Source organism: Fimbriimonas sp. LA-C6 (assembly GCF_055398105.1).
Map to the genome: position 1 here is coordinate 217,186 of NZ_AP038796.1, position 23,291 is coordinate 240,476.

At 53.1% G+C, this 23,291-nt stretch carries 26 protein-coding genes; 16 read left to right on the top strand and 10 right to left on the bottom strand.

Going from position 1 to position 23,291, the window contains the following annotated elements; genetic code table 11:
• The first annotated feature begins 9 nt into the window (after window positions 1-9).
• Both hfq and dapF read left to right on the top strand, forming a co-directional pair.
• Window positions 10-279, top strand: a complete 270-nt coding sequence (gene hfq, locus ACZ51B_RS01045; protein ID WP_464295375.1) for an RNA chaperone Hfq — start codon at window positions 10-12, stop codon at window positions 277-279.
• Complete coding sequence (gene dapF, locus ACZ51B_RS01050) at window positions 276-1,094, top strand: diaminopimelate epimerase (protein ID WP_464295376.1); 819 nt, start codon at window positions 276-278, stop codon at window positions 1,092-1,094. Before hfq ends, dapF begins: the two co-directional genes overlap by 4 nt.
• On the opposite strand, the gene ACZ51B_RS01055 is transcribed toward dapF, so the two are convergent.
• Window positions 1,091-1,708, bottom strand: a complete 618-nt coding sequence (locus ACZ51B_RS01055; RefSeq protein WP_464295377.1) for a PilZ domain-containing protein — start codon at window positions 1,706-1,708, stop codon at window positions 1,091-1,093. The genes dapF and ACZ51B_RS01055 overlap by 4 nt on opposite strands.
• A gap of 32 nt (window positions 1,709-1,740) precedes the next feature.
• Window positions 1,741-2,223: an SsrA-binding protein SmpB gene (smpB, locus tag ACZ51B_RS01060; protein WP_464295378.1), complete on the bottom strand. Its 483-nt coding sequence runs from the start codon at window positions 2,221-2,223 to the stop codon at window positions 1,741-1,743.
• Between the two features lie 68 nt (window positions 2,224-2,291).
• Between smpB and ACZ51B_RS01065 the strand changes: the two genes are divergently transcribed.
• The 3 genes from ACZ51B_RS01065 to ACZ51B_RS01075 are packed head-to-tail and all read left to right on the top strand — an operon-like array spanning window position 2,292 to window position 4,478.
• On the top strand, window positions 2,292-3,110 hold the full coding sequence (locus tag ACZ51B_RS01065) for an FKBP-type peptidyl-prolyl cis-trans isomerase (protein ID WP_464295379.1): 819 nt from the start codon (window positions 2,292-2,294) through the stop codon (window positions 3,108-3,110).
• On the top strand, window positions 3,107-3,766 hold the full coding sequence (locus tag ACZ51B_RS01070) for a hypothetical protein (RefSeq protein ID WP_464295380.1): 660 nt from the start codon (window positions 3,107-3,109) through the stop codon (window positions 3,764-3,766). Before ACZ51B_RS01065 ends, ACZ51B_RS01070 begins: the two co-directional genes overlap by 4 nt.
• 1 nt (window position 3,767) lies before the next feature.
• On the top strand, window positions 3,768-4,478 hold the full coding sequence (locus tag ACZ51B_RS01075) for a hypothetical protein (protein WP_464295381.1): 711 nt from the start codon (window positions 3,768-3,770) through the stop codon (window positions 4,476-4,478).
• On the opposite strand, the gene ACZ51B_RS01080 is transcribed toward ACZ51B_RS01075, so the two are convergent.
• Complete coding sequence (locus ACZ51B_RS01080) at window positions 4,471-4,821, bottom strand: FmdB family zinc ribbon protein (RefSeq protein ID WP_464295382.1); 351 nt, start codon at window positions 4,819-4,821, stop codon at window positions 4,471-4,473. The two genes, ACZ51B_RS01075 and ACZ51B_RS01080, sit on opposite strands and share 8 nt — an antisense overlap.
• Window positions 4,822-4,840: 19 nt before the next feature.
• Between ACZ51B_RS01080 and ACZ51B_RS01085 the strand changes: the two genes are divergently transcribed.
• A complete protein-coding gene (locus ACZ51B_RS01085; RefSeq protein ID WP_464295383.1) occupies window positions 4,841-5,488 on the top strand; it encodes a uracil-DNA glycosylase in 648 nt (215 codons plus the stop codon).
• Here ACZ51B_RS01085 and ACZ51B_RS01090 read toward each other — a convergent pair whose 3' ends face one another.
• Window positions 5,489-6,661 carry a PDZ domain-containing protein gene (locus ACZ51B_RS01090; RefSeq protein WP_464295384.1) on the bottom strand — a complete coding sequence of 391 codons (1,173 nt, stop codon included), beginning with the start codon at window positions 6,659-6,661 and terminating at the stop codon, window positions 5,489-5,491.
• Window positions 6,662-6,701: 40 nt separating this feature from the next.
• Window positions 6,702-7,475 carry a tetratricopeptide repeat protein gene (locus ACZ51B_RS01095; RefSeq protein WP_464295385.1) on the bottom strand — a complete coding sequence of 258 codons (774 nt, stop codon included), beginning with the start codon at window positions 7,473-7,475 and terminating at the stop codon, window positions 6,702-6,704.
• A gap of 115 nt (window positions 7,476-7,590) precedes the next feature.
• On the opposite strand from ACZ51B_RS01095, the gene ACZ51B_RS01100 reads away from it, so the two are divergent.
• The 5 genes from ACZ51B_RS01100 (at window position 7,591) to ACZ51B_RS01120 (ending at window position 13,221) form a co-directional block, all read left to right on the top strand.
• Window positions 7,591-8,865 carry an ABC transporter substrate-binding protein gene (locus ACZ51B_RS01100; RefSeq protein ID WP_464295386.1) on the top strand — a complete coding sequence of 425 codons (1,275 nt, stop codon included), beginning with the start codon at window positions 7,591-7,593 and terminating at the stop codon, window positions 8,863-8,865.
• Window positions 8,866-8,871: 6 nt separating this feature from the next.
• Complete coding sequence (locus ACZ51B_RS01105; protein WP_464295387.1) at window positions 8,872-10,044, top strand: branched-chain amino acid ABC transporter permease; 1,173 nt, start codon at window positions 8,872-8,874, stop codon at window positions 10,042-10,044.
• The gene (locus ACZ51B_RS01110; protein ID WP_464295388.1) at window positions 10,041-11,231 is read left to right on the top strand and encodes a branched-chain amino acid ABC transporter permease; all 1,191 of its coding nucleotides are present in this window, start codon (window positions 10,041-10,043) and stop codon (window positions 11,229-11,231) included. Before ACZ51B_RS01105 ends, ACZ51B_RS01110 begins: the two co-directional genes overlap by 4 nt.
• Window positions 11,228-11,992, top strand: a complete 765-nt coding sequence (locus ACZ51B_RS01115) for an ABC transporter ATP-binding protein (protein ID WP_464295389.1) — start codon at window positions 11,228-11,230, stop codon at window positions 11,990-11,992. Before ACZ51B_RS01110 ends, ACZ51B_RS01115 begins: the two co-directional genes overlap by 4 nt.
• Window positions 11,993-12,093: 101 nt before the next feature.
• Window positions 12,094-13,221, top strand: a complete 1,128-nt coding sequence (locus ACZ51B_RS01120) for a serpin family protein (protein WP_464295390.1) — start codon at window positions 12,094-12,096, stop codon at window positions 13,219-13,221.
• A 4-nt stretch (window positions 13,222-13,225) separates the two neighbouring features.
• Here ACZ51B_RS01120 and priA read toward each other — a convergent pair whose 3' ends face one another.
• Window positions 13,226-15,637, bottom strand: coding sequence for a replication restart helicase PriA (gene priA / locus ACZ51B_RS01125; RefSeq protein ID WP_464295391.1), 2,412 nt, complete (start codon window positions 15,635-15,637; stop codon window positions 13,226-13,228).
• A gap of 81 nt (window positions 15,638-15,718) precedes the next feature.
• On the opposite strand from priA, the gene ACZ51B_RS01130 reads away from it, so the two are divergent.
• Genes ACZ51B_RS01130 through ACZ51B_RS01140 form a run of 3 tightly spaced genes read left to right on the top strand, consistent with a single transcriptional unit; the run spans window position 15,719 to window position 17,148 of the window.
• Window positions 15,719-16,105 (top strand): hypothetical protein, encoded by a 387-nt coding sequence (locus ACZ51B_RS01130; RefSeq protein WP_464295392.1) that lies wholly within the window; start codon window positions 15,719-15,721, stop codon window positions 16,103-16,105.
• A 3-nt stretch (window positions 16,106-16,108) separates the two neighbouring features.
• Window positions 16,109-16,942, top strand: a complete 834-nt coding sequence (locus tag ACZ51B_RS01135) for a DUF4272 domain-containing protein (RefSeq protein WP_464295393.1) — start codon at window positions 16,109-16,111, stop codon at window positions 16,940-16,942.
• A complete protein-coding gene (locus ACZ51B_RS01140) occupies window positions 16,942-17,148 on the top strand; it encodes a hypothetical protein (RefSeq protein ID WP_464295394.1) in 207 nt (68 codons plus the stop codon). The genes ACZ51B_RS01135 and ACZ51B_RS01140 overlap by 1 nt, the downstream gene beginning before the upstream one ends.
• A 12-nt stretch (window positions 17,149-17,160) precedes the next feature.
• Here ACZ51B_RS01140 and ACZ51B_RS01145 read toward each other — a convergent pair whose 3' ends face one another.
• A complete protein-coding gene (locus ACZ51B_RS01145; protein ID WP_464295395.1) occupies window positions 17,161-17,973 on the bottom strand; it encodes a hypothetical protein in 813 nt (270 codons plus the stop codon).
• 553 nt (window positions 17,974-18,526) lie between these two features.
• Here ACZ51B_RS01145 and ACZ51B_RS01150 point away from each other — a divergent pair.
• Together ACZ51B_RS01150 and ACZ51B_RS01155 are read left to right on the top strand one after the other, a co-directional pair.
• Entirely contained in the window at window positions 18,527-19,777 is a 1,251-nt protein-coding gene (locus ACZ51B_RS01150; RefSeq protein WP_464295396.1) for a PAS domain-containing sensor histidine kinase, read from the top strand.
• A complete protein-coding gene (locus ACZ51B_RS01155) occupies window positions 19,767-20,243 on the top strand; it encodes a response regulator (RefSeq protein ID WP_464295397.1) in 477 nt (158 codons plus the stop codon). Before ACZ51B_RS01150 ends, ACZ51B_RS01155 begins: the two co-directional genes overlap by 11 nt.
• Here the strand turns inward: ACZ51B_RS01155 and ACZ51B_RS01160 are convergent.
• The 3 genes from ACZ51B_RS01160 to ACZ51B_RS01170 all read right to left on the bottom strand — a co-directional run bounded on the left by ACZ51B_RS01160 (window position 20,215) and on the right by ACZ51B_RS01170 (window position 23,268).
• Window positions 20,215-20,955 carry an FkbM family methyltransferase gene (locus ACZ51B_RS01160; protein WP_464295398.1) on the bottom strand — a complete coding sequence of 247 codons (741 nt, stop codon included), beginning with the start codon at window positions 20,953-20,955 and terminating at the stop codon, window positions 20,215-20,217. The two genes, ACZ51B_RS01155 and ACZ51B_RS01160, sit on opposite strands and share 29 nt — an antisense overlap.
• Window positions 20,956-20,957: 2 nt before the next feature.
• The gene (locus tag ACZ51B_RS01165) at window positions 20,958-22,313 is read right to left on the bottom strand and encodes an oligosaccharide repeat unit polymerase (RefSeq protein WP_464295399.1); all 1,356 of its coding nucleotides are present in this window, start codon (window positions 22,311-22,313) and stop codon (window positions 20,958-20,960) included.
• A 151-nt stretch (window positions 22,314-22,464) separates the two neighbouring features.
• On the bottom strand, window positions 22,465-23,268 hold the full coding sequence (locus tag ACZ51B_RS01170; protein ID WP_464295400.1) for an FkbM family methyltransferase: 804 nt from the start codon (window positions 23,266-23,268) through the stop codon (window positions 22,465-22,467).
• Window positions 23,269-23,291 lie beyond the last annotated feature (23 nt).

Sequence of the window (23,291 nt, forward strand, 5' to 3'; positions counted from 1 at the left end):
TACATGACGATGGGCAAGGCAATTAATTTACAGGACATGTTCCTGAACCAGGTTCGGAAAGAAGGCATCGGAGTCACGATCTATCTCACAAACAGCGTCCAGCTGAGAGGCCAGGTGAGAGGATTTGATGCATTTACAGTTCTCTTGGACACTCCAGGAAAACCGACCCAGTTAGTTTATAAGCATGCGGTGGCCAGCATCGTTCCCAGCAAGCCTGTGGGTTCGTATCGACCTGCTTCTGAGCACGAGGCAGATATGGGGCGAAGAAACGAAGAGTGATTAAGTTTACGAAGATGCAAGGCATCGGCAACGATTTCGTGATGATCGATGCCTTGCAGGATGGTTTGCCGACAGGTGATTTGGCCGAGTTGGCTAGGAACGTGAACGACCGCAAGTTCGGCATTGGCGGGGATGGATTGATCCTTGTTGAAGCCGGAACTGCGGCTCCTTACCGAATGCGGATGTTCAATCCGGATGGTTCGGAGAGCGAAATGTGTGGCAACGGGGTTCGTTGCTTTGCTAAATTGCTTCGGGACCACGGTCATACTCAGGCGGAATCGGTGCCTGTGGAGACTGGGGCGGGTGTTCTCACTTTGGCGTTTGATGGCGATCTGGTACGCGTGGACATGGGTCCGGCGCGGCTTACGCGAGCCGATATTGCTATGACTGGTCCTGCTGATGAGCAGTTTATTGATCAGGAAGTGGGCGAAGGGTATCGCGGCACGGCGGTTTCCATGGGTAACCCTCACTTGGTTATCTTTGTGGAGGATGTTGATGCGATTGCTTTGGAAGAGATCGGGCCGAAGTTGGAGCATCACCCACTGTTTTCTAAGCGCACGAACGTTCACTTTGTTCAAGTGATTGATCGACAGACTTTGAAGCAGAGGACTTGGGAGCGAGGTGCTGGAATCACTTTGGCATGCGGCACAGGAGCTTGTTCTGTGGGCGTTGCTGGATTCCTTACTGGACGATCTGAGCGATCTGTTTTGATCCACCTACCTGGTGGAGACCTCAAGGTGGAGTACCTTGAGACCGGCCATGTTTTGATGACCGGTCCCGCAGAAACGGTGTTTGTGGGTCAGCTCGCCAATTAGGCAGCGCGTGCTAGGTATTCGTTAAGCTGTCCGCGGGAGTCGCCCAAGAAATCGAGGAATGCGACTCCTGCGCCGTTTCGGTTTGCATCGTAGTGAACGACCAATCCGAACGTTCGGACTACTGTGCCATCGCCGAGGCTGGCTTGGAACTCCAGGAGACTTCCCTCTTCAAGCTGGGACTCTGTTTTGACCCATGCTCCACCGAGGCCGATGTCGGCTGTTGTGCCGTTCATGTTGCAGACTTCTGCGTTGCCATCGAACTCTTGAACGGTGCGGAGCGCTACGGTGAGGCCCACGGCGATTCGGGGATATTTCCGTCGCTCTAGATCTTCCCACTCGATCTCGCTGAACGAGAGTACGAGTCCTGTTGGGGTTTCTCGACAGGAGGTAGCGGTAGCGTCGCCTCGGACTACTCCGTTTTCAGTTTGTGAGATGATCACTACTGAGTGGGGGAGTACGATTCCTGAGGTTGTCGCCTGCTTAATTCTGACTTCGAGAGGCGCTTCTGCGACCACTTCGCCGTGCAATGTGACTGCACGACCTTGCTCGAAGAGCGCTAACTTAACGTCGCACCCAACCGATAGATGCGAACACAGTTCCTTTTGCTGTTCCACACTCGTGTTATCGGCAAACTAATTGGCACTCTTCAGTCGCGGTTGTTGCGTGCTCTTTCAATCTCTCGTCTTTCGTCGTCCTTGGCGATTTGCTTGCGCTTGTCGTACTCGGCTTTACCTCTTGCGAGGGCGAGATGGATCTTCACTTTGCCCTTATCGCTGAAGAAGGCGCTTAGGGGGACAATGGTGAGGCCCTTTTCCATGGACTTGCGCTCGATGACGTTGATTTCGCGTCGATTGAGGAGGAGTTTGCGATCACGTCGGCGGTCGTGGGCGAATACGGTCGCTTTTTCGTATGGATCGATGTCCATATTGATGAGGAACATTTCCCCGTTTACGACTTTGCAGAAGGCATCGGTAAGACTTCCCTGGCCCAGATAGAGGCTCTTAACCTCTGAACCTAGGAGGGCGATTCCCGCGGTGTACTCTTCTATGATGGCAAAGTCGTACCGCGCACGTCGATTTTGGATGGATCGAGGTGCCTGGGGACCCTTCTTGTTGTCCTTCTTTGCCATAACATTTGAGAGTTTACCGGGTGCGAGCAGTACGTCCTAGGAATTGTGGAGATGGTAGAGTTGTTCCTATGTCTATGCGAGCACCTTGGTTGGTAGCGTGTCTTGTTCTTCTCGTAGGATGCGGGGACAAAGCTGATTCATCGAAACCCGTTGATGGCGGCACAAAGCCGACTGCTGAAAAAGGGGCTGCTAAGCCAGTGGACACGACAGGTCCCGTGAAAGAGCTTAAGAAAGATGACCTTAAGGTTGGCGATGGCTTGACTGCGGCGGCTGGCGATACCGTTTTTGTTCTGTACACCGGAACGCTGGGAGACGGCACGAAGTTTGACTCCACGGCTGATCATAACAACGAGCCGTTTAGCTTTGTTCTTGGCGCGGGTTCGGTCATTAAGGGCTGGGATCTGGGTGTTGAGGGCATGAAGGTTGGAGGCAAGCGTAAGTTGTCGATTCCTTCGGCTTTGGGTTATGGCGAGAAGGGTGGCGGCGGGAAGATTCCGGCGAACGCAGATCTGTTCTTTGACATTGAGCTTCTTGATGTTGTGAAGAAGGGTGAAGAGGACACCGTCTTTAAGAAGGACATTAAAGTGGGTGAAGGAGCCGCGGCTAAGAAGGGTGACAAGGTCAGCATTCTGTACACGGTAAAGGTATCGGGCGGCAAGACCATTGACTCGACTGCCGACCGTCAGAACAAGCCGTTTACGTTTAAGGTTGGGGCTGGCGAGACTTTGAAGGGGATTGATCTTTTGGTTGACGGCATGAAGAAGGGTGGCGAGCGCGAGGGCGTGGTTCCTCCGATTCTTGGATTTGGTGTGATGCCTCGAGCTCCAGGCGCACCTAAGAATGCCGTTCTTCACGTGAATGTAAAGCTCCTGGAAATCTCAAAATGAAGTTGTTTGGTCTTGCTTTGGTCCTGGGGATTGCCTCCCAGGGGCTTGGGCAGATAACTCCTTCTGGGAAGGGGTACCTGTTCCGTGCAAAGTACACCAAGGGACAGGTGCTTCGTTTTAAGATCAACTCGACCGTGAAGGGGCTGGACGATCATGCTAAGGGGATAAGCGTCACGATTCCGACTGCGATGCGTGTTCGCGAGGTTAAGAAAGGGATTGCCGACATTGCGGTATTCATGGGGCAGCCGACGAGTGGTGGACAGGCTCTTCCACTTGGCAGCCAGAGTGCTGAGGTGTGGCTGAACTCGCGCAATGTTGCCATAGAAGGTGGGATTGCGGCTGGGAACCTTGGCGCGCAGTTTCCAGAGAAGAGCCAGGCGATAGGCGGCAGTTGGAAGGCCGATGTGCCGGTTACGATTGGTCCTTCTCGCCAGGAGACGTCGCTGAATACCACTTATCGTTTTGTCGGTTTTAAGACGGTAAAAGGCGTTAAGCTCGCGATTATTACGCTCACTGTTTCGGGAACCGCGAAGGGGTCTGGACGGATGTTGATCAAGGTTTCTGACGGGACTATGGATTCGTCTGATCTTGACTTGAAGTTGTTCGTGAAGGGCGTTAAGGCATTGCCTGTGACGATTCGCGTGCGGAGAGTTTAGGATGATTACTGCCGGAAGCGGGAGTGCTTCGATCCTTGCATTGTTGAGGGCTCATCCGAGGGTTTCTGCGGTGAAGGAGATTGCAGGTGAGGCTGGGATTTCCTTTTCTCAAGGTGAATGGCGTCGCCATGTCTACACCGGATTTGGGTCGGGTGCTCTTCACGGATTGATTGAGCTGATGGACAACAATCCGATGGTTTGTGCTGACGAGGTATCGGTTCCATCGCCTGTTGGGACGCTGGCGCTCATTGCTATCGGGCCGTTGGCTGAGGCTGGGCTGGTTGTTGAGCCGCCGACGATTTTGACGAATCTTGAAGCTTCAGAGGAAGCTGTGAGTCGGTCGCTAGAATCGGTGGGTTGGACTGAAGGGGCTACGATCCATACGGAATCTTTGGACTACGAACGGGTTGCTGTCGCGACCGTGATTGTGGCCATTCGGACCCCCGACGATATTTCTGAGATTGATGACCTTTTTGAAGAGAGGTATGGGCGGTCTCTTTATGTTCGTCGGGATGAGACCTCTGAGTGGGATACACAGCTTGTGGTTGGCCAGCCCTTTGCGCTGTATCGGCTACGCATTGCTCAGGACGAGCCGTTCAGTTTGCTTACTGTGCAACTGATGGCTGCGATTGATGGGAAATGTGGGGCGGCGCAGCTTGTTCACGTGATGAACGTGATGAGCGGGTTTGAGGAGTCGCTGGGCATTAGCTAGAGGGAGTGTCAAGGTCGATGACCTTGGCCTTCTGCTCTTTCTCGGCTCGTACTGCCTGGATGTCCTCTTCGCTGGCCACGATCATGTCTTCGCCGGGACCGTCGATTTTTTCCCACTTCCCTTCTTCTAACCTTCGCCAGGTGGTGAATCCTTTCTTGGCTGCGTCTGTGTAGTCGTTCTCTTTACCGATCTTGAAGGAGGCACGGCTGATCACGCGTTTGACGTCTAGCCCGCAATAGGGGCAGTACTGGAGGTGGGGTTCTTCGATGCCTTGGATGACTGCTATGCGTCCTTCGCACATGAGACAGTCTCGGTCATCGGGTTCGTATTCGTAGATGGGCACCAGCTATAGTTTACGTTCTATGGATTCGATCGATGCTATCAATCGTGAAATCGTGAGCTGCCGTGCTTGTCCGAGGCTGGTGGAGTGGCGCGAGAAGGTGGCACGTGAGAAGCGGAAGTCGTTTGCAGATGAGGAGTATTGGGGCAGGGCTGTTCCGTATTTCGGGGATTTTGAAGCTCGGCGGTTGATTGTGGGTTTGGCGCCTGCTGCGCATGGGGCGAATCGGACGGGGCGGATGTTTACGGGTGACCGGAGCGGGGATTTTCTGTTTGCTGCTCTGCACCGAGTAGGGGTGGCGAATCAACCTGAGTGTGTTTCGGTCGATGATGGCCTGGAGCTTCGCGGGGTGTTGATTGCGGCGAGTGCTCATTGTGCGCCGCCGGATAATAAGCCACTTCCCTCTGAGTTGGAGGCGTGTGGGACGTTTTTGTCACGACTCCTGGCTGTTCGCGAGTGGGAGGCGGTGCTATGCCTTGGATCGATCTCGTGGACTCATGTTCACAAGCTGCTTGGGCGTAAGGTTGCTCGCTTTGGTCACGGAGCTGTTTCTGAGGATGGTGTTGGGCCGAAGATTGTGGGGTCTTACCATCCGAGCCAGCAGAATACGTTTACCGGGCGCCTCACCGAGCCGATGCTGGATGAGGCGCTTAGGATTTGGCTGGCTTAGTTACTTCTCGTTGTAGAGAGGCTTGCGTTCGATTTCGAATCGCTTGAGGGTCCCGTTTCGGGAGACGGCCAGTTTCACTTTGCTGCCGATGGGGCCTTCTAGGAGCTGGCGGATGCGGCGGAAACCGACTCGCTCGAAGTCGTTGCCGTCCATGGAGAGGAGTTCGTCTCCTTCTTTGATTCCAGCAACGCTGGCTGGGCTATCTGGGGCTACCAGGAAGACCACGACACGTTTGCGTGACCGGTCGTATCCGGCTGAGATGCCTAGGTCTCCCTTCTCTTCGTTTTCGATGGGGGTGTTCCAGTTCTCTAGCCAGACACGGCGGCGTGCGTAGTCGATGGTGATGTTGAAGTTCTTGAGGAACCCGAAGCCGACGGTTCCGTCGCCTTCTGCCGAGCTGGATGGGAGATCGATGATGTCCCAGACGGTTGATTTCACGGGGACTCCGAAGATGGTGAGCGGCGGCATTTTGAGCGACCAGCTATCCACGTTTCCGGAGGCGACGCCAGATACCCGGGTGAACTTGGCGGCCTTGTTTGGCTCCCAGAGTTCGACGCGCTCTAGTACGTCTTTATGGGTGGTGGCAAAGAAGGCGTTGCCCGTGTCCAGCGCCAGGGTCATGTTCTTGCCGCTTGGGGTCTTGACCGGGAGTTCGATGGAGTTGTGCCCGATGGGCAGCATCTTTAGCAGGAAGGTCTTCTTGTTGTCGGGGACGCGCTTTGAGATGTCTAACGTTTTTGGATAGAAAACAAACTTCTTCTTCTCGAAGTTGATTTCTGTGATGTTGTCTTTGATGACTGAGAAGCCCATGATGCCGTCGACATGCTGTCCGTAGGAGCTGGTGTAGTCGGATCGGTCTTGGACGATGCTCTCATCCTGGGTATCGATCTTTTTCGCGCCTAGGTAGAGGCTTTTCATCTTGACGGTGTCGACTTCCAGCTGTCCGACGAAGTCTCGGAGGGTCATTTTTCCGTCTGCGGGTCCCACGTCGATGGAAGAGTTTAGGAGCACGAATCCGCCGAAGCCGGTGTCGAACATGAGGGACACCGGGCGGTTGTTTACCTTTGCGTCAACGATGAGTGCGCTGTCGCCGAGACGGAATGGGACCTCCAGCGTTCCGGTGGGTGCCTGGCTTAGGTGGGCCAGCGCGATGAAAGTTACGAGCATCGACATTTAGTTTTATTAGACTCCCAGTGCATTAAAACGATTCGGTTTAGTAGGACGATTTTCGTCCGTACAGCATGTATAGGCCGACGGCTAGGCCGTGTAGACCACAGAAGCTCATTGCGAAGCATGGCAGGAGCCAGCTGAACCTTCTTCTTCTATCAATGATATCTACTACCATCCAGGCAAAAGATATGACTGCTGTGACGGTATAGGTACAAACGACCACTCCGGCAAAGACGGATCGGTCTGGATTGATTTCGGGTTGGGCTTTTGCGGAGACCGGTGCGCTTAGGCTGATGGGTGGATGGAGGAACCAGAGGATGTTCGCGATTACCGCCATAAAGATGAGGGCGTAGCCTGCATAGGTCCATGCGGGTCCGAGTTTGAGGATATGGAGTTCGGGGGCCTCTGGGAGATCGAAATCGTGGTCTCCGCCTTCTTCGGTAACGCCTTCTGGGAGTTCGACTTTGTACTTCTTAAGGAGCTTGATTGCGCCTAGGTGTTTTGGATTGAGTCGGAGCGTCTCTTTTGCGTTGAGGATGGCGTCGTATTTTTCTTCTAGTTGGCTGTGGTGAGCGGCCAGGTTGAAGTAGAGATTTGGGTTCTCTGGATCGAGCTCAATTGCTTTTTTGAAAATTTTTGACGCTAGCTGGACTTGGCCCATCTGGGACACTGCGAGACCTCTCAGGGACTCTATGTCTGAGCTGATTTCCTGCAATTTTGATGCATTGTCAAGTTCAATGAGGGCAGCTCTTGGGTTGCCCTGCTGGAGTAAGACAAGTGCCCGGTCCAACATGGGACGGATCGATTCTTGGGCCATTACAGATAAGCTACCCGCAACAAGGTGCTAGCGTATGCAGAGAGTATTCTGTATACTAAGCCGACCGTGGACTTGGGTCGCGGGCGTTCTCCTTTATTCAGGTGGTGTTTATAGCGTGATTCTTTCTAACCGATTCACTTTCAAGTTCGCAGTTGCGACACTTGCATTGGGTTTACTCGCAGGCTGTACCGGTAGTGGTGCCGATGGCAAAACAGCGGAAAACAAGCCAGCGAATTCGTCCGAAACTTCGGGTGCTTCCGGAGCTAAGAGACCGGTTCCTACTGCGGAAACTATCCCTGTCACAGGCGACACAATTAAGATCGGCATTGTAGCCAGCCTTACCGGCGACCAGAAGCCTTGGGGTGACGACAGTTACGCCGGCGCTAAGATGGCCGTTGAAGAGATTAACAAAGCTGGTGGCATTCAGGGCAAGAAGGTTGAGCTCCTGGTTGAAGACAGCCAGTCGAAGCAGCAAGAAGCCAAGTCTGCAGCTGAGAAGCTGATGTCCAAGGGCGTTATCGCTATTCTTGGAGAGGTTTCCAGCGGACAGACCATTCAGATGGCTAAGTCAGCTTTCCTTAAGGGTGTTCCTGTCGTTGCTATTGGGGCAACGAAGACCACTTTGACCGACGAAGGTTCTAACGTTTTCCGAGTTTGCTACACGGATGATTTCCAGGGTCCTGTCATGGCGAAGTTCGCTTATGAGGAGCTTGGTCTTCGAAACGTGGCTTTGATGACAGACAATGCTCAGCCCTATTCTCAGGGTCTTAGCAAGAGCTTTTCTGACAACTTCACCAAGCTTGGTGGAAAGATTGTTGTTGAAGAGAAGTACGAAACAGGTCAGACGCAGTTCAGCGGTCAGTTGACTGAGTTGAAGGCTAAGAATCCAGACGGCGTTTTCCTCAGCGGTTACTTTGCTGAAGTAGGTCCTATCTCACGACAGGCTCGCGATGCTGGCATCACGGCTAAGTTCTTGGGTGGCGACGGTTGGGACAGCCCTAAGCTTCTTGACTCAGGCGGAACGGCGATCATTGGCAGCTACATGTGCAACCACTATAACAACAAGCAGGATAGCCCAGTTGTTAAAGAGTTCCTCACCAAGTGGAAAGCAGCACACAGCGGTCAGGAGCCAGGTACGACCATGGCAGCGCTTGGATATGACGCAGCTGGACTCACTCTCGATGCATTGAAGCGAGCTAAGAGCTTGGACACCAAGGCGCTCATCACTGCCATCGACGAGACTGAGAACTATAACGCTGTCTCTGGCAAGATCACACTGAAGGGTCAGGGTGGTAACCCGATCAAGCAGGCTCTCGTCGTTGAAGTTCGTTCGCTAGCAGAGGGTTTCCAGGTCTTTAAGAAGGCCTACACCCCGGATCAGATTAAGTAGCCCTTGATGGACTTTCCTATTCATTTGCTGGCAGGGTTTGAATTCACAACCCTGCCCCAGCAACTTGTGAACGGTATATTGCTTGGCGCAATCTACGCCCTTGTTGCGCTGGGCTATACCATGGTCTACGGCGTTCTCAAACTGATTAACTTTGCCCATGGCGAAGTGTTCATGTTGGGTGCGTACGTAGCTCTTTTCGTTTCTTGGGCTTTTGGTTACGTGCCTGGCAATGACTTGCATGGCGGAACCTGGGTCCACTTGTTGATCATGCTCGTGGCGAGTATGACCGCATGCTCTTTGATTGGCGTTTTTATTGAGCGGTTTGCTTATCGTCCGATGCGAAGCCAGCCTCGAATTGCCTCTTTGATTACGGCAATTGGTATCTCGCTGCTTCTGCAATACGGCGGACAACTGTTCTTGCCTAACAGCCCAGCTCCGAACATCGACCCGAAGATTAATCCTTATCAGGGGAACGTGTCGGTGACGCTTCGAGCGCCGGATGCTGCTCTTTTGGCTCAGGCCGAGACCTTGAAGAAGGGGATTGCTGAGGCCAAGGCTGCTTATGCGGAACAATTAAAATCTGAGAAAGACGAGTTCAATCTGAGCCCTAAAGGTAAGGAGCTTCGAACGAAGTCTCAGGATCTTGAGCGCACTTACAACGATTCGGTTTCGAAGGCGTCGAGTTCTGCGTTAGCTATTAACATTCCTAAGGGAACGCTCATCATGCTGGTGATGACGCTCGTGCTGATGGGCATGCTTACTTACTTGGTTCTGTTTACCAAGCGTGGGCGTGCGATGCGTGCGGTGTCGCTGGACTTTGACTCTGCAGCCTTGATGGGAATCAACGTCAATAAGATCGTCACCTTTACGTTCATTCTCGGCTCATCCCTTGCGGGTGCGGGTGCGATGATGAACGCGACGTTCATTGGCGGCATTAAGATTGATACATTCTTCGGAATGTTGCTCGGCGTGAAGGCCTTTGTGGCGGCTGTTTTGGGAGGCATTGGAAATATTCCTGGTGCTGTACTTGGCGGCTTGCTGATGGGTGTTGCTGAGACGCTCGTTGTTTGGGCAGGATATGATGCTTACCGCGACGCGATTGCGTTTGTGGTTTTGATTGTCGTTCTGCTGTTTAAGCCCGGTGGACTGCTCGGATCAGCCAAGGTGGAGAAGGTTTGAAACTCTGGGGTGTTCGCCTTGCGTCGATCGCGCTGGCGCTTATGTTCTGCCTTGGCCTCGATTCTGTGGCCAGTCATCAGAACTCGTTTATTCAGCGTCTGATTGTGTTGGCTGGTCTGTATGTGACTCTGGCGGTGAGCTTGAACCTCATCAACGGAATTACCGGTCAGTTCTCGATTGGACATGCCGCTTTCTACCAAGTGGGTGCTTACACAGCGGGGTATTTGGCCACGTTGTTCTTTAGTAAGTCGCACTTAACGGGTGGGGCTTGGCTGTTCTTGATGATGATTGCTGGGGCCTTTGCGGCTGCGGTGGCGGGGCTCATTGTAGGCCTTCCCTCTTTGCGGCTTAAGGGCGACTATTTGGCGATTGTCACGCTTGGTTTTGGCGAGATCATTCGTATTGTCGTTCAGAACCAACAGGCGATTGGTGGTGCGTATGGTTTGACGGTGTCGCCACGGTTCCAGTACATCTGGATCGTTTGGATGCTGGCTTTCCTCTGCATTGCTATTTGCCGCAACCTTTTGAAGACGGCGCACGGTTTGCCGTTTCTTGCTGTTCGTGAAGACGAAGTGGCAAGTTCTGCGATGGGTGTGAATGTCACGATGGTGAAGGTGACGGCGTTCCTTATTGGATCGGCGTTTGCTGGAGCTGCGGGTGCATTGCTGGCTCACTTTGAGGGCTTTATCTCGCCGCAGATCTTCAAGATGGACCTGTCGTTCATTATCGTGACGATGGTCGTTTTGGGTGGAACCGGCTCGATTACGGGTTCGGCTTTGTCTGCGATGGTTCTGTTCTATCTTCCTGAGAAGATGCGCGACATGAGCGACATTCGGCTTTCGCTGTTGCTTGGCATTGCTTTGAGCATTGCGTTTGCAGTGGCTGCCGCTCGTTATGTGATGTACAACATCCATGGGGCGGCTTCTAAGCGGGTTGGGATGTATGCGGGGATTGTGGCCGTGGGTATTGCGTCTTCATATCTACTTGGTGCCCTGTTTAACTTTGCGCATCCGTTGCAGGCGACTGTTGAGGGTGCGAAGCTTCGACTGGTGGTGTTTGCGGTCACTCTGATTGTGTTGATGTTGTTACGTCCACAGGGTGTGTTTGCTCATCACGAATTCAGTTGGGACTTTGTGAAGAAGTTGATGGGTCGCCAAGATGTGAAGACTACGGAGGTGTCCGCTTGAGTCTCCTAGAGCTGAAGGATGCGACCATCCGGTTTGGTGGCTTGGTTGCTGTCAACGGTGTTTCGTTCAACATCAATAAGGGTGATCTGTTTGGACTGATTGGTCCGAACGGTGCGGGTAAGACGACGTGCTTCAACTTGATCACGGGCGTTTATAAGCCGACCAGTGGCGACATCATCTTCAACGGTGCGAGCATTGCTGGTACGCCTGCGAACAAGATTGCTAATAAGGGTATTGCGCGGACGTTCCAGAATATTCGGTTGTTCAAGGCTCTTTCTGTGCTGGAGAACGTGGTGGTGGGCGGATTCCTTCGCCACAAGACGGGTCTCTTTAGCGCGTTGAGCTATTTGCCGGGCGCGATCAATGAGACGGAAGAGCTGAAAGCGAAGGCTTATGAGCTTTTGAAGATTGTTGATCTGGCTCACGTGGCAAATGTTCGGAGTGCGGACCTTTCGTATGGAATGCAGCGGCGGCTTGAGATTGCGCGGGCTATGGCTACGCAGCCTCAATTGCTGTTGTTGGATGAGCCAGCGGCTGGCATGAACCCTCAAGAAAAAGAGGAGTTGAATGCCATGGTGAAGAAGATTCGGAACGAGCACGGCATGACGGTGCTTTTGATTGAGCATGACATGCGGTTTGTGATGAGCCTTTGTGAGAACATTGTGGTTTTGGACCACGGTGAAGAGATCGCTCAGGGACCTCCTAGTGCGATCCGTAATGACCCGAAGGTTATTGCGGCTTATCTCGGCCAGGCTGTTTAAGTTAGCTAAGCGGGTCTCTTTTTGGAGAGACCCGCTTTTTTGCGTGCGATTCCTGCCTAGGACCATCGAAACAAAGCGTTGTGCTAGTAGTCTAAGCCTGTATGAGCCTCAGTTTCTTGACTCTCATTGCAGCAGGCACTATGACCCCAGTCCAACAGAACGATTTTGCCCGCGTCCTTTGGACGAACACCAAGGCGTCGGCTGGCCAGAACATGGTTGTGTCGCCGCTTAGCGCTCAGTTGGCTCTTTCGCTTTTGGCGAATGCTTCTGCTGGGAACACTCAGAAGGCCGTGTTCTCTACTTTGCAAACACCTAGTACCGACTTAGGGGCGTTTAACCTGTACTGGTCGAGTTTGAGCCATGAACTGCAGTCTGGTGGGTTTCTGCAAATTGCGAATGCCACTTTTACGGCTCCAGATCTTCGTGTATCGGATGACTACAAGAAGCGCGTGACTGAGAAGCTTCATGCTAGCCACTATAAGTTGAAAGGGTTTGGTGAGGTTGGGGCTGGACAGATTAACGCGTGGGTGAAGGAGCACACCAAGAATCGGATTGAGAAGCTTTTTGAGACGCTTAGTCCGAGTGAGAAGTCGATTTTGGTGAATGCGATCACATTTGATGGCAGGTGGGACGTGCCTTTTGTTGAGGCGAAGACTACGTCCAAGTCTTTCAAGAGTTCTCGCGGTGTGCAGAGTGTGCCGATGATGAAGCGGACGGGGTTTATGGCTTATGGTCAGAACTCTCGGTGCAATTTTGTTCGGTTGGACTATAAGGACTCGCCGTTTTCGATGGTGGTGATGCTTCCTAAGGGTTTGAGTTCGCCCGATAAGATCTTGAGAAACTTTGATGGTGCTGCGATTGATGCGGCGTTGCTAGGCTCAGGTTCGGAAGTGGATTTGGAACTGCCTAAGTTTGAGATTAAGAGTGAGCCGCCGATTGAGCAGGCTTTGAAGAAGATGGGGCTTGCTCCTCTGTTTGCCCATGCTGACTTCCGGCCCATGGTTCCGAGTGGTGAGATGGGAGCGCTGGGGCGGATTGTGCAGAAGACTTACATCAAGGTGGATGAGTCTGGTACGAAGGCTGCGGCCGCGACGGGAATCACGATGACCCGGGCGATGCGGTTCCCTAGTAAGCCGATTGAGTTTCATGTGAATCGACCGTTTGCGTTTGCGATCATCGATAAGAAGTCGAAGACGGTGGCGTTTATGGGGTCGATTCAGCGGATCTGAGGGGCTACATGAGGGACATCGGGTCGACATCGACTACGATCTGAACATTGTTGGGTGAGTAGCCTTGGAGGGCTATTCCTACCGCTTCCACCGAGGACGTTGGTGGAAGCTTTAGGAGGATGTGCTGTCGCCACTTGCCTAGGACTCTTTCTACGGGGCAGTCGACTGGGCCTAGCAGTTGCGTGTCTTTGGGGCTGATGTGGCGGTTGAGGAGTCTAGCGACTTCATCGGCTGCTTTGATGACCGTGTTGAGGTCTTCGCCGCTGAGGACGATGTTCACTAACCTTCTGAAGGGCGGATAGCCTGCTTCTTCTCTTTCTTTGCAGACGGCGTCGAAGAAGGCCAGGTAGTCGTGCGCTTGGGCGAAGGTGACCGAGGGGTGCTCGGGGTTGAAGGTTTGGATGACTACTGTTCCGTGGGCGGCGCCTCGTCCTGCTCTGCCGGCGACTTGGGAGAGGAGTTGGAAGGTTCGCTCTGAGGACCGGAAGTCGGGGAGGTTGAGGGAGATGTCTGCGGCTATGACTCCGACGACCGTGACGTTCGGGAAGTCGAGGCCTTTGGCTACCATCTGGGTTCCGACGAGGATTTGGATCTCGTTTGCGCGGAAGCCTGCGAGCGTTTCTTCTAGGGCGCCCTTCTTTTTGGCTACGTCCCTATCGAGTCGGGCTACTTTGTAGTTTGGGAACTCGGCGGCCATGGCCTCTTCTACTTTTTCGGTGCCCACTCCGAAGGGGGAGATACGCAGTCCTGCGCATTTTGGGCAGCAGTCGGGTGGGGTGATTTGGTAGTCGCAGTAGTGGCACTTGAGCTTCTTGTCTCGGCGGTGGAAGGAGAGGGAGACGGAGCAGTGTGGGCAGCCCATGTGGTGACCGCAGTCGCGACACATGAGGAAGGGGGCGTAGGCTCTTCTGTTGAGGAAGAGGATTGCTTGCTCACCGCGCTCTAGGGCTTGCTCCATGAGCTCGCGGAGGCGGTCGGAGATGATGGCTGGCTTCCCTGCTTTGTAGCCATCGGAGAGGTTGTGGACTTCGATGGTTGGCAGTTTTGCTGAGGCTGCACGCGCTGGGAGGGAGAGCAAGGTGAGCTCGTGGTTTTCTGCTTGGTGGAAGGATTCTAGTGAGGGCGTGGCGGAGCCGAGCACTACCGGGCATTTGTGGAGCTTGCCTAGTTCGAGGGCAACACGTTTGGCATGGTAGCGGGGTGCGGAGTCTTGTTTGTAGGACTGCTCGTGCTCTTCGTCTACGATGATGAGGCCTATGTTGTTGAGCGGGGCGAACATGGCTGATCGTGCGCCGAGGACGACGGAGGCGTCTCCGTCGCGGATGCGGAGCCAGTTGTTGAGTCTCTCTGTGGCGGCTAGGTCGGAGTGGAGGACGGCGACGGTGTTGCCGAACCGGTCTCGGAGTTGGGCGATGGCCTGGGCTGCGAGGGCGATTTCCGGGACGATGTAGAGAACTTGGCGGCCTTGGCGGAGGGCTTCGGCGGCGGACCTTAGGAAGACTTCGGTTTTACCGCTGCCTGTGACGCCGAAGAGGAGGAAGTTTCGGGACTCGTGGGTTTTGACGGATTCGGTGATGGCATCAATGGCGATGCTTTGGGCGTCGTTGGGGGTTGGTGGGGCTTTGGTTTGGAGATGGCCGTCAGCGTCTGCTCGCTCTAGGAAGCCTGCTTGGACAAGGGCTCTTACGGTGGACTCTGTGACTCCAGCGAGGGCTCGGATTTCGTGGGCTGTGAGGGCACCTTGCTCTGCGGATTGGATTCGCATGAGGGTGAGGGCTTGGGCCGGTTTTCGTCGGCCCTCGTGTGCCAAGAATTGATCCACTTTGGCCTGGTCAGCGCAGAGCCTGAGTAGCCCTTCGCTCTTGCGCCTTTCTTGGGGCTGGTGGATGGTCATGGTGCGCTCGACTACGCCGAGGGCTGCGAGTCGTTTGAGGGTTCTTAAGATGGAGGCTTCGATGTTCTTGCCCTTGCCCTCGTCTATAGCTCCGCCTTTCTCTTGGAGCACTCGGACTACCTCTTGTTGCGTGGGGGTTAGGTCGAGGACTCGGGCTGCTCGGAGGCTCCAGCTGGTGACGAGGCGGTCTCGGACTCCGGGGGGTGTGGAGGCGGAGAGGGCGACTGGAAGCGGGCAGAGATATTGTTGGGAGACGAACTTGCCGAGCTGCACTAGTTGTGGGGGGATGGCTAGGCCGTCGATGCGCATCTGGACGGGCTTGAGGGCTTTGATGGGGAAACCTAGACCTGCTTCATCGGTTTCATAGCGGGCTACCACGAAACCCATCACGGAGCGGGTGCCCAGGGGTACGAAGACGGCGTCTCCGATAGCGGTTGTGTCGTCTGCTAGGTATGTCCAGACTGCATCAGATCCACCATTGCGCGGATCGAGGGCGACATCGAGGACCCAAACGTTGGACACCCTATGAGGGTACTCGGTTGTAGAGGTATTTCGATAAATGGGTGAAACTGTTCCCCCTCGAAAACTGTATATCCCTTAGCGATGGGACCCAGCAACTTCAAGTTTTGCCCACTTTGTAATAGTACGCACTCGCTTGATGCGGTGGTGTGTGGCTGCGGTCACCGGTTTAGCACCCAGTTTCAGCAGTCTGTTCCGCCTCCGTACAATCCGCCACCAGCGAATCCTACGGTTGGTTTTAGTTTGGTTGGCCCGCCGGGGCCGCTGCCTACTGATCTGGCGGAGTTGGCTCGCCGGCATCGTGAGAGTCATAAGCTGTTTGTGTGGACACTCATTGGCGGGATCTTCTGTCTTTGGCCGGTCTTGATCGTTGCGTATTTGGAATATAACAAGATGCAAAATATCCGAAGCCAGGTGGTTGCTATGGGCGTGGACCTTGTTTGGTGGCAGGCTAATTTTTATACGAAGTAGTTCATGACGATGCAAGAAGAAGACTCACTCATTCCCCCAACTCTGTCGCGTGTGCGGTTGCGTTTGATGGTGCTTTTTGCCAACTGTATGCGTGCCTCTGCTGAGGAGGAGTTTCAGCAGGACCCCGAGTTGTGGGCTGCGAGAATCGAGGATTTGAGTGCTTGGGTTCGTGCTGAATTGGGAGATGAACTTAGCGAAGCAGAGGCTGAGCTACATGAGTTGTCTGCTGGCACCTGGCCTCCGCAAGAAGTCGTCAACAACTGGTGGGATCAGGAGGCGTATTTTACGCTTGCTTGGGCGTTGGGGCTCGATGATCAGTTTCCAGCGTGGGACGAGTTCATGCCTGGTTACGAACTCGGGCTAGGTGATTTTGTGCCTGCACAAGAGTGGCGGCCCGATGTTCGGCTGCGTCCCTTGGCAGAGATTGAGGCTCGTGCGCAGATGGTGGAGGCTGCTTACTGGCGCATTCGTACTCCGGATGGGGATGCGGCGTCGGTTGCGTATCGACGGAAGCTGATGGGGCGAGCGGCTCAGCTTGGTCAGGTGCCTTTGGCAGCGGATGGGGACTTGGCTCTTTCGAGTGGGGAGAGTTGCCGAACGGTTTCGTTTAATGACTTGGGGCGGATGCGAAGCATTCTGACCGAGCGGCTACAGGCTCTGAATTGGCTATGTGGGCATGCGGAGAACTGGGACGACGTGACTTCGGACACCATCGTTGGGTGGCTTTGGGATGATAAATGGCCTGCGGGGAGTGATCCTGAGCCGAAGCGGAGCGGGTTTGGGGGCGTTTTGGATTCCTTGTTTAAACGCAAGAACTCGTCGGGTAGAACTGAGTAATGGGTATCTACAAGGTCACTTACGTTGAGGCCGACGAGTTGAGTCATCTGGCGGTTCAGGAGGAAGAGCACTTCCCTAAGACTGGTGACACCCGGAAGTTTGGTGGGCATCAGTATGAGATCGTGGATGTGAGTGAGACCGGTGAAGGCCGGAACTCGTGGAAGGCCAAGGTTAAGCTTCTCGACACCTTCCACGGCACGATTTAGGTCCGGCTCGATCTACTTATTTAGGAGGCGTGTGTATAGGACCTCGCCTGTTTCAGGGTCGTAGACCTTGATGGCTGTTACCTGCATGAGGATGACGGTGTTGTTGTATCGCGCTTCGTAGGGAGCGTCTGTAACTGGGATGTGAAGGTATCTGCTTTCGACGAGGCTCTTTTGGTCTTTGTCTTGGGCTAGGTGTCCTATGAAGAGGACCTCACAGCGAGTGAAGACTTGACGGGCTTTATCGGGCGAGATCTTGAAGCGGATGTTGAGGCCGTCTGTGTTGAGATCTTCTTGGGTGGCCTCCGCTGTGTCGGTTGGGTCATCCAGATCTTGTGTGGCTAGGCAGATGTGGTTGGCGATCTCCCTTTGAATGGTGAAGTCAACGCCGAAGACGTTTGGGGCGACGTAGGTATCGGCTGTGGTGACGTCTTCTGCCAGTCTGAACGTGCGCTGGGAGCTGCCTAGGATGTCTGGAATTTCACCCACCCGGTTGTCGTAGGGGACTCGGAGTTTTGCGTTGGAATTGTCCGCGTCGTAATTCCGCAGAAGCTTGATGGAGGGCCGGAAGGCGAAGGTGCTGCTGGGGGTCAGTTTGTCGAGAAATGGTTTTGTCTTGGCTGCTTGGAGGCGGGCGTTGTACTGCTCGGTGGTTTCAAAGGGGTCCCGAATTGGGTTTACGATGCCGAGGTAGTGCTGGATGAACTGCACGGGTTCCATGCCCATGAAACCCTTCGGTGTCCTCTTTGCTGCGGGGGTGACTTCCTTCACTTCCCCGCTTCCGAGAAGAAGAGCCGCCAGACACGATAGAGCAAGCCTCGCAATCATACTTACCCTATAGTACGCCAGCGGGCAAAAGCAGCGTTCATGAATTGGCGAGGAGTTTCGCTTGTGGGTTACAACCCTTGCCGACCGCCGTACCAGCTCGAACGGGATCCGTGATAGCCAAGGCCGCCAAGGAGTTTTGTTCCCATGATTACTGACGCTTGCATGGTTTGCATGTGTCCTTGGACTTGGCCTGCATCGCGTCCGTCAATTAGTGTTTATCATTGGGATCTATTTCCTTGAAAGGTCCGTCAGTAGATTTGAGCTTTCAAATGGCTGAGCGACGATTTGTTGTCGAATTGCAAGCAAAATAGCCTAAAGTAATTGATGCTTCTGACATTCGACGTTAAATCAGCAGATAGCTGTTGCACCTAGTAATTTATTCAGTAAACATATCACTTATAGATCAGTCGTTGCCTGATGGGTTGATTCGTTGCCCTCTTCCGGCATTTGGCGGTATTGATTTCCCGAAGAACCTTGGTCCATGGAAACTGTGTTTCTAGATCGCACGCATATCATCGAAAAGACCGCAGCCTGAGAGGCACCGAGAGAAGAAATGCAAGATTCGACAAACAAGACCCGCTTAGGTAAAAGCTTTAGTCACGCCGACGAGCTGATTGAAAAGGAGTATCAATTCAGACTCCTTATCGACAGCGTAAAGGATTACGCTATCTTCGCCCTTGATCCGAATGGGTTCATCGCAACTTGGAACATCGGAGCCGAGCGGATGAAGGGATACTCGGAGGACGAGATCGTCGGAAAGCATTTTTCGATTTTTTACTGCGCTGAGGATCTTAAAAACGACAAGCCTAACAGCGAGTTAGTCTATGCGAAAGAGCATGGCAAGTACGAAGAAGAGGGCATTCGGCTCCGGAAAGATGGATCGCTCTTTTGGGCTCATGTAGTTATTGCTCCTATCTATGATTCAAAACATCAGCTGATAGGGTTCTCAAAGGTCACGCGGGACATCAGCGAGCGGGTTTCGGCGGACATGCTGCGGCGGGAATCGGAAGAACGCTTGGTTCGGCTATTGGCTGAGCAGGAGATCGCGAATGCAGAGTTGACTCGTAGCCAGGAACTCCTGCGACAACGCACTGACGAACTTGCCCGATCGAATTCGGACTTGGAACATTTTGCGTATGTTGCTTCTCATGACCTACAAGAGCCGCTTCGCGCCGTGTCCGGTTTCGTTAAGCTCCTGAGTCAGGAGTACTCCGACAAACTTGATGAGCAGGCACTACGGTGGATTCGACACACCGTGGAAGGCACGGAGCGGATGCACATCTTGATCCAAGATCTTCTTGCCTATTCGAGGCTTGATCTTGATGGTCGGACGTTTGAGATTTGCGATCTCTCCCGTGCTCTCAAGATGGCGCTACAGAACTTGGAGCCTGTGATTGAAGCCAGTGGTGTGGAGATTAGAACCTCCCCCCTCCCTTCTGTGAATGGGGACATGACTCAGCTTGTGTCACTCTTGCAGAACTTAATCAGTAACGGGATTAAGTATCGGGGTTCAGAAATTCCTTTTGTTTCCATAGCTGCCGAACTTGTGGAAAAGAATTGGCGCATTTCTGTGTCAGACAATGGGATTGGGATTGATGCTCAATATGCGGATCAGATCTTCGTGATTTTCCAGCGGCTGCATACGCGTGCTAAGTATCCAGGAACAGGGATTGGTTTGGCTCTTTGCAAACGAATTTCTGAGAGACACGGAGGTCGTATATGGATGGAATCGGAAGTTGGAAAGGGCTCCGTGTTTTATGTTGAACTACCTGCAATTGGGAGTGAGTTAAACGGTGCTGAGTAGTAGTCTTAAGTCGGTGGAGATACTTCTGGTTGAGGACAACCTTGCGGATGTTGAGCTGACCATGTATGCGCTTAGCAAGGGGCAAATTCCTAAGAAAATCAATGTGGTGGAGGATGGAGTTGAGGCACTCGCTTTCTTGCGACGAGAGAGTCCCTATCAAAATGCTCCGCGGCCGGACCTGATTATCATGGATCTGAATTTGCCACGGAAGAACGGGAAGGAGACGCTCGCAGAGATTAGGCGAGATGAGAGAATCCGTAACATTCCGGTTGCTATTCTTAGTACATCTCAGAGCACTGGCGACATAGACCAGTGCTATACCCTCCATGCTAACTGCTATCTTTTGAAGCCTATCCGGGTGGGAGAGCTTAATGAGCTGCTGCGCGCGATGGAGGAGTTCTGGTTTCGGTTTGTGAAGAGCCCTTCAGCTTCGGAATCTACAGGACATTCCGATTCACGTAGATAGCATTGCCGACCCATGGGCCGAACTTCAGAGCTTTGTAGAGCCATGGCACCTTTGGCCAGCGGCCTAGATCGAGTTCTACCAGCTTGAATTTGGGTTGGAGGAACTCGTCGATCTCCCAGAAGAGTGGCTGACCGAGGTACATCTCTCGGAACGAGATTTCTGTGTGGATGATTCGGATCGAATCGAGGCTCTTTGTGGCTCCGCGTAGGGCCATGAGTTCTGCGCCTTGGACGTCCATCCACAGTAGGTTGCAAACTGGCTGGGTCTCTGCATAGACGTCTAGCGTTGTGGTTGCTACGGTAATAGAGGACTGCACGTATTGCTCATGCGGAAAATCTGGGTTCGCCATGAACAGGCTGGACGCTCCTGGATTGCCGTCTGCGTGTGGGGTTACTGTCTTCTCGGTATCGATTGGGTGGAAGGTTGTTGTGCCAACCGAGTCTGAGATGGCGACTTCGTTTAGGCGGACGTCTGCGGCTCGGGGGTGTTTTGCGATGTTGGCTCGGCAGACTTCGGCTGAGGTTGGGTTGCACTCGAAGACATGGAGGGATTCCGCGTTGAGGCGCTCAAAGAGGGCGAGGCCATCAAGGGCGTCGCGGCTGCCGCAATCGTAGATCGCCTTGCAGGGACCGTACTTCTCAGCCAGGGCGATGACCTGGTCTGTGACGCTGAGGCGATGGCGAATTGGCCGGGCGGCTGCGGTTGTATCCATTGTTATTTGAGCGAGACCTTCTTTTGATTGACCCAGTTAAGACCTAAGATGATGATGACCATGGCGACGACATGTAGGAAACATGTATTTGAATAGTTGCTTGGTGATTCTGCCATAAGGGCAAACGGGATCACGAAGAGTGGAAAAATGATTTTGATTGATGGGTACTGGCGGAAGGCTGCGAATGTAGCATCCATCTTTTTGAAGAGCCATCCAAAGCAGTATGAGCCAACGATCACGCCGAGAAAGCCACCTTGCCAGTAGAGAAAGCCTACAAATGTTGCAGAGATCCCGCCGACCGAGTCCATATCTGTACCGCGGGCGTACCGGATGTCGTTCAGGAAGAATGTCTCGCCAAAGCGGACGTTTAGGGGAACCGGTTTGTCGGGCCAGATTGCAGACGGTATCGGAATTGTTGCAGTTTCGTATACCGCTGGGAAGAATGCTTCGTGCTGGATTCTCGGGTCCTCATCCATACCCTTGATGACTTGTGCGACTACTTCGAGGCCCATGGAGCGTGTGAATGGGCCAAAGAAAACCGAGGCGTCGGTTTCTTTTGATATCTCAATTGCATCGCTCAGAGAAACTTCTTTTGGAATGGACCGGTAGATGCCGTAGCCAGTGAAGAAGACCAATAATAGAGTTCCGTAGGCCGCAGCTTTTCGAATGTTGAAGGGAGCCACCATGTTGTGCCAGTACAGCGCGAAGGTCGCGACCGGCATGAGCATGACTCCACGGAAGCCTGTGACGATGGTTGGGAGCACGGAGAGCACTGCCATACCCAAGATGGCGAGGTTTCTCTTTTTGGATGCAGGTTCTGAGGCTCGGGCGTTGATGTAGAGGAGTGTGGAGAGAATTAGCCCTGCCGTTGCTGGGTAGATCAGAAATCCCTTACCTTGACTGCCACCTGCTCGGAAACTCTCTTGATTGGCGAGAAATGCTGACAGACCCCCTTCGCTTTGAATCAGCACTGCTGCAGCGATGTATCCCAACACCATTATGAAGACCGAGGCTCTGAGCTGTGAAACCTTGCCCCACTCAACCTTCATCTTCTTCGGAATATTGAGGGGTTTTGAGTCGGTTCTGAGAAAACCAAAGTTAAAGAAAATGACGCACAGGAGCGTTAAGAGAGCGGCTTTCTCGTAAGCCCCTTGATTTGATCTTGGATCGGGCGAGTAGGGATAGATCGCGCCGTAATTGAGGGTGATGAGTCCGGAGATGGACAGCTGCAGGAGAAGATAGCCCAAGAAGAGATAGGCCGGAAGGAGAACGTTCCTCTTTTCCAGGCTTGGGAACAACCGGAAAGGAACGATGGCTGCCACGAATGAAAGAACCAGATAGAGCGACGCCACATTCATTAGTGCCAGCTCCTGTAGACCCTCATGCGCAACTTTGATCGAACCATGGCAATTTACTTGGGTTAGCGTTGGGAATTATACCTAGTACGATTTGTATGGCAGGCGCTTGACGAGTGCAGTTATCTGCGCCAGCAAGTCTCCACCAATCGTGTTAGTTCTTTGCGAGTTTTGCGATGAAATTCGTGGTTCTAAACTGCTCGTACTCTTCCTTATAAGCTTCAATTTCGTGAAGATACCCTGAAGGGGTGATTCTGTAGACGACCATTCCCATTTCTTTGAATAGGTTATAGAAATCTCTAAAATATGTGCGAGTATCAATATTACAGCCGCCGAATTCTACGGTCACATTGGCGATTTTCTTTGCTTTCAACATGGCACTTGCTCCGCGTAGTGTTTGGAGTTCGTGGCCTTCCACATCGATCTTCAGTAGTTCAATATGCTCGATGCTGTTTACTTTGCAGTATTCGTCTATCGTTTGAACATCAACTTCTTCTTCGACATCGAATGCGATCCCCATGTGGCTAAGATCGCGTTTGGTTAGAGAGCCTAGACCTGAACCAGCTTCATTGCTATACAGCAACAGCTTCCCCGTAGATTCTCCCAAAGCACATTTGTTGAGGTGAACGTTCGGGAGTTCTTTATAGGTATCTGTTAGAAGCCTAAAATTCGAGTTTGCTGGTTCAAATGAGTGGATTTGAAGTCCGACCTCGGAGCTGCTATTTTCCAGCAGTGACTTAATAAACTGGCCTTTGTTAGCACCGACATCGAAGACAGTGGCCCCTTTACCAAAAGATCTCAGCAACTTATTGAGGACCTGGCTTTCTCCGCTCCATCTTACTGAGGAGCCGGCACCAACGCCTAACAAGTAGCTCAAATATTTAACGATTCTTTCTAAGAACTTCTGGGTTGCACGGTTTCCCGTCACTTTGCATAGTAGAGAGAATATCAGTTTCATATAGAATAAGAATCGAAGCTTTT

Excerpts from the sequence above, each read along its gene's own strand:
- ACZ51B_RS01135 (WP_464295393.1), top strand. The coding sequence starts at position 16,109 with ATGACGATGCAAGAAGAAGACTCACTCATTCCCCCAACTCTGTCGCGT.
- hfq (WP_464295375.1), top strand. The coding sequence starts at position 10 with ATGGGCAAGGCAATTAATTTACAGGACATGTTCCTGAACCAGGTTCGG.
- ACZ51B_RS01070 (WP_464295380.1), top strand. The coding sequence starts at position 3,107 with ATGAAGTTGTTTGGTCTTGCTTTGGTCCTGGGGATTGCCTCCCAGGGG.
- ACZ51B_RS01075 (WP_464295381.1), top strand. The coding sequence starts at position 3,768 with ATGATTACTGCCGGAAGCGGGAGTGCTTCGATCCTTGCATTGTTGAGG.
- ACZ51B_RS01130 (WP_464295392.1), top strand. The coding sequence starts at position 15,719 with ATGGGACCCAGCAACTTCAAGTTTTGCCCACTTTGTAATAGTACGCAC.
- ACZ51B_RS01105 (WP_464295387.1), top strand. The coding sequence starts at position 8,872 with ATGGACTTTCCTATTCATTTGCTGGCAGGGTTTGAATTCACAACCCTG.
- ACZ51B_RS01090 (WP_464295384.1), bottom strand. The coding sequence starts at position 6,661 with ATGTCGATGCTCGTAACTTTCATCGCGCTGGCCCACCTAAGCCAGGCA.
- ACZ51B_RS01085 (WP_464295383.1), top strand. The coding sequence starts at position 4,841 with ATGGATTCGATCGATGCTATCAATCGTGAAATCGTGAGCTGCCGTGCT.
- smpB (WP_464295378.1), bottom strand. The coding sequence starts at position 2,223 with ATGGCAAAGAAGGACAACAAGAAGGGTCCCCAGGCACCTCGATCCATC.
- ACZ51B_RS01150 (WP_464295396.1), top strand. The coding sequence starts at position 18,527 with ATGCAAGATTCGACAAACAAGACCCGCTTAGGTAAAAGCTTTAGTCAC.
- ACZ51B_RS01145 (WP_464295395.1), bottom strand. The coding sequence starts at position 17,973 with ATGATTGCGAGGCTTGCTCTATCGTGTCTGGCGGCTCTTCTTCTCGGA.
- ACZ51B_RS01170 (WP_464295400.1), bottom strand. The coding sequence starts at position 23,268 with ATGAAACTGATATTCTCTCTACTATGCAAAGTGACGGGAAACCGTGCA.
- ACZ51B_RS01140 (WP_464295394.1), top strand. The coding sequence starts at position 16,942 with ATGGGTATCTACAAGGTCACTTACGTTGAGGCCGACGAGTTGAGTCAT.
- ACZ51B_RS01120 (WP_464295390.1), top strand. The coding sequence starts at position 12,094 with ATGAGCCTCAGTTTCTTGACTCTCATTGCAGCAGGCACTATGACCCCA.
- ACZ51B_RS01065 (WP_464295379.1), top strand. The coding sequence starts at position 2,292 with ATGTCTATGCGAGCACCTTGGTTGGTAGCGTGTCTTGTTCTTCTCGTA.
- ACZ51B_RS01095 (WP_464295385.1), bottom strand. The coding sequence starts at position 7,475 with ATGGCCCAAGAATCGATCCGTCCCATGTTGGACCGGGCACTTGTCTTA.
- ACZ51B_RS01160 (WP_464295398.1), bottom strand. The coding sequence starts at position 20,955 with ATGGATACAACCGCAGCCGCCCGGCCAATTCGCCATCGCCTCAGCGTC.
- ACZ51B_RS01165 (WP_464295399.1), bottom strand. The coding sequence starts at position 22,313 with ATGAATGTGGCGTCGCTCTATCTGGTTCTTTCATTCGTGGCAGCCATC.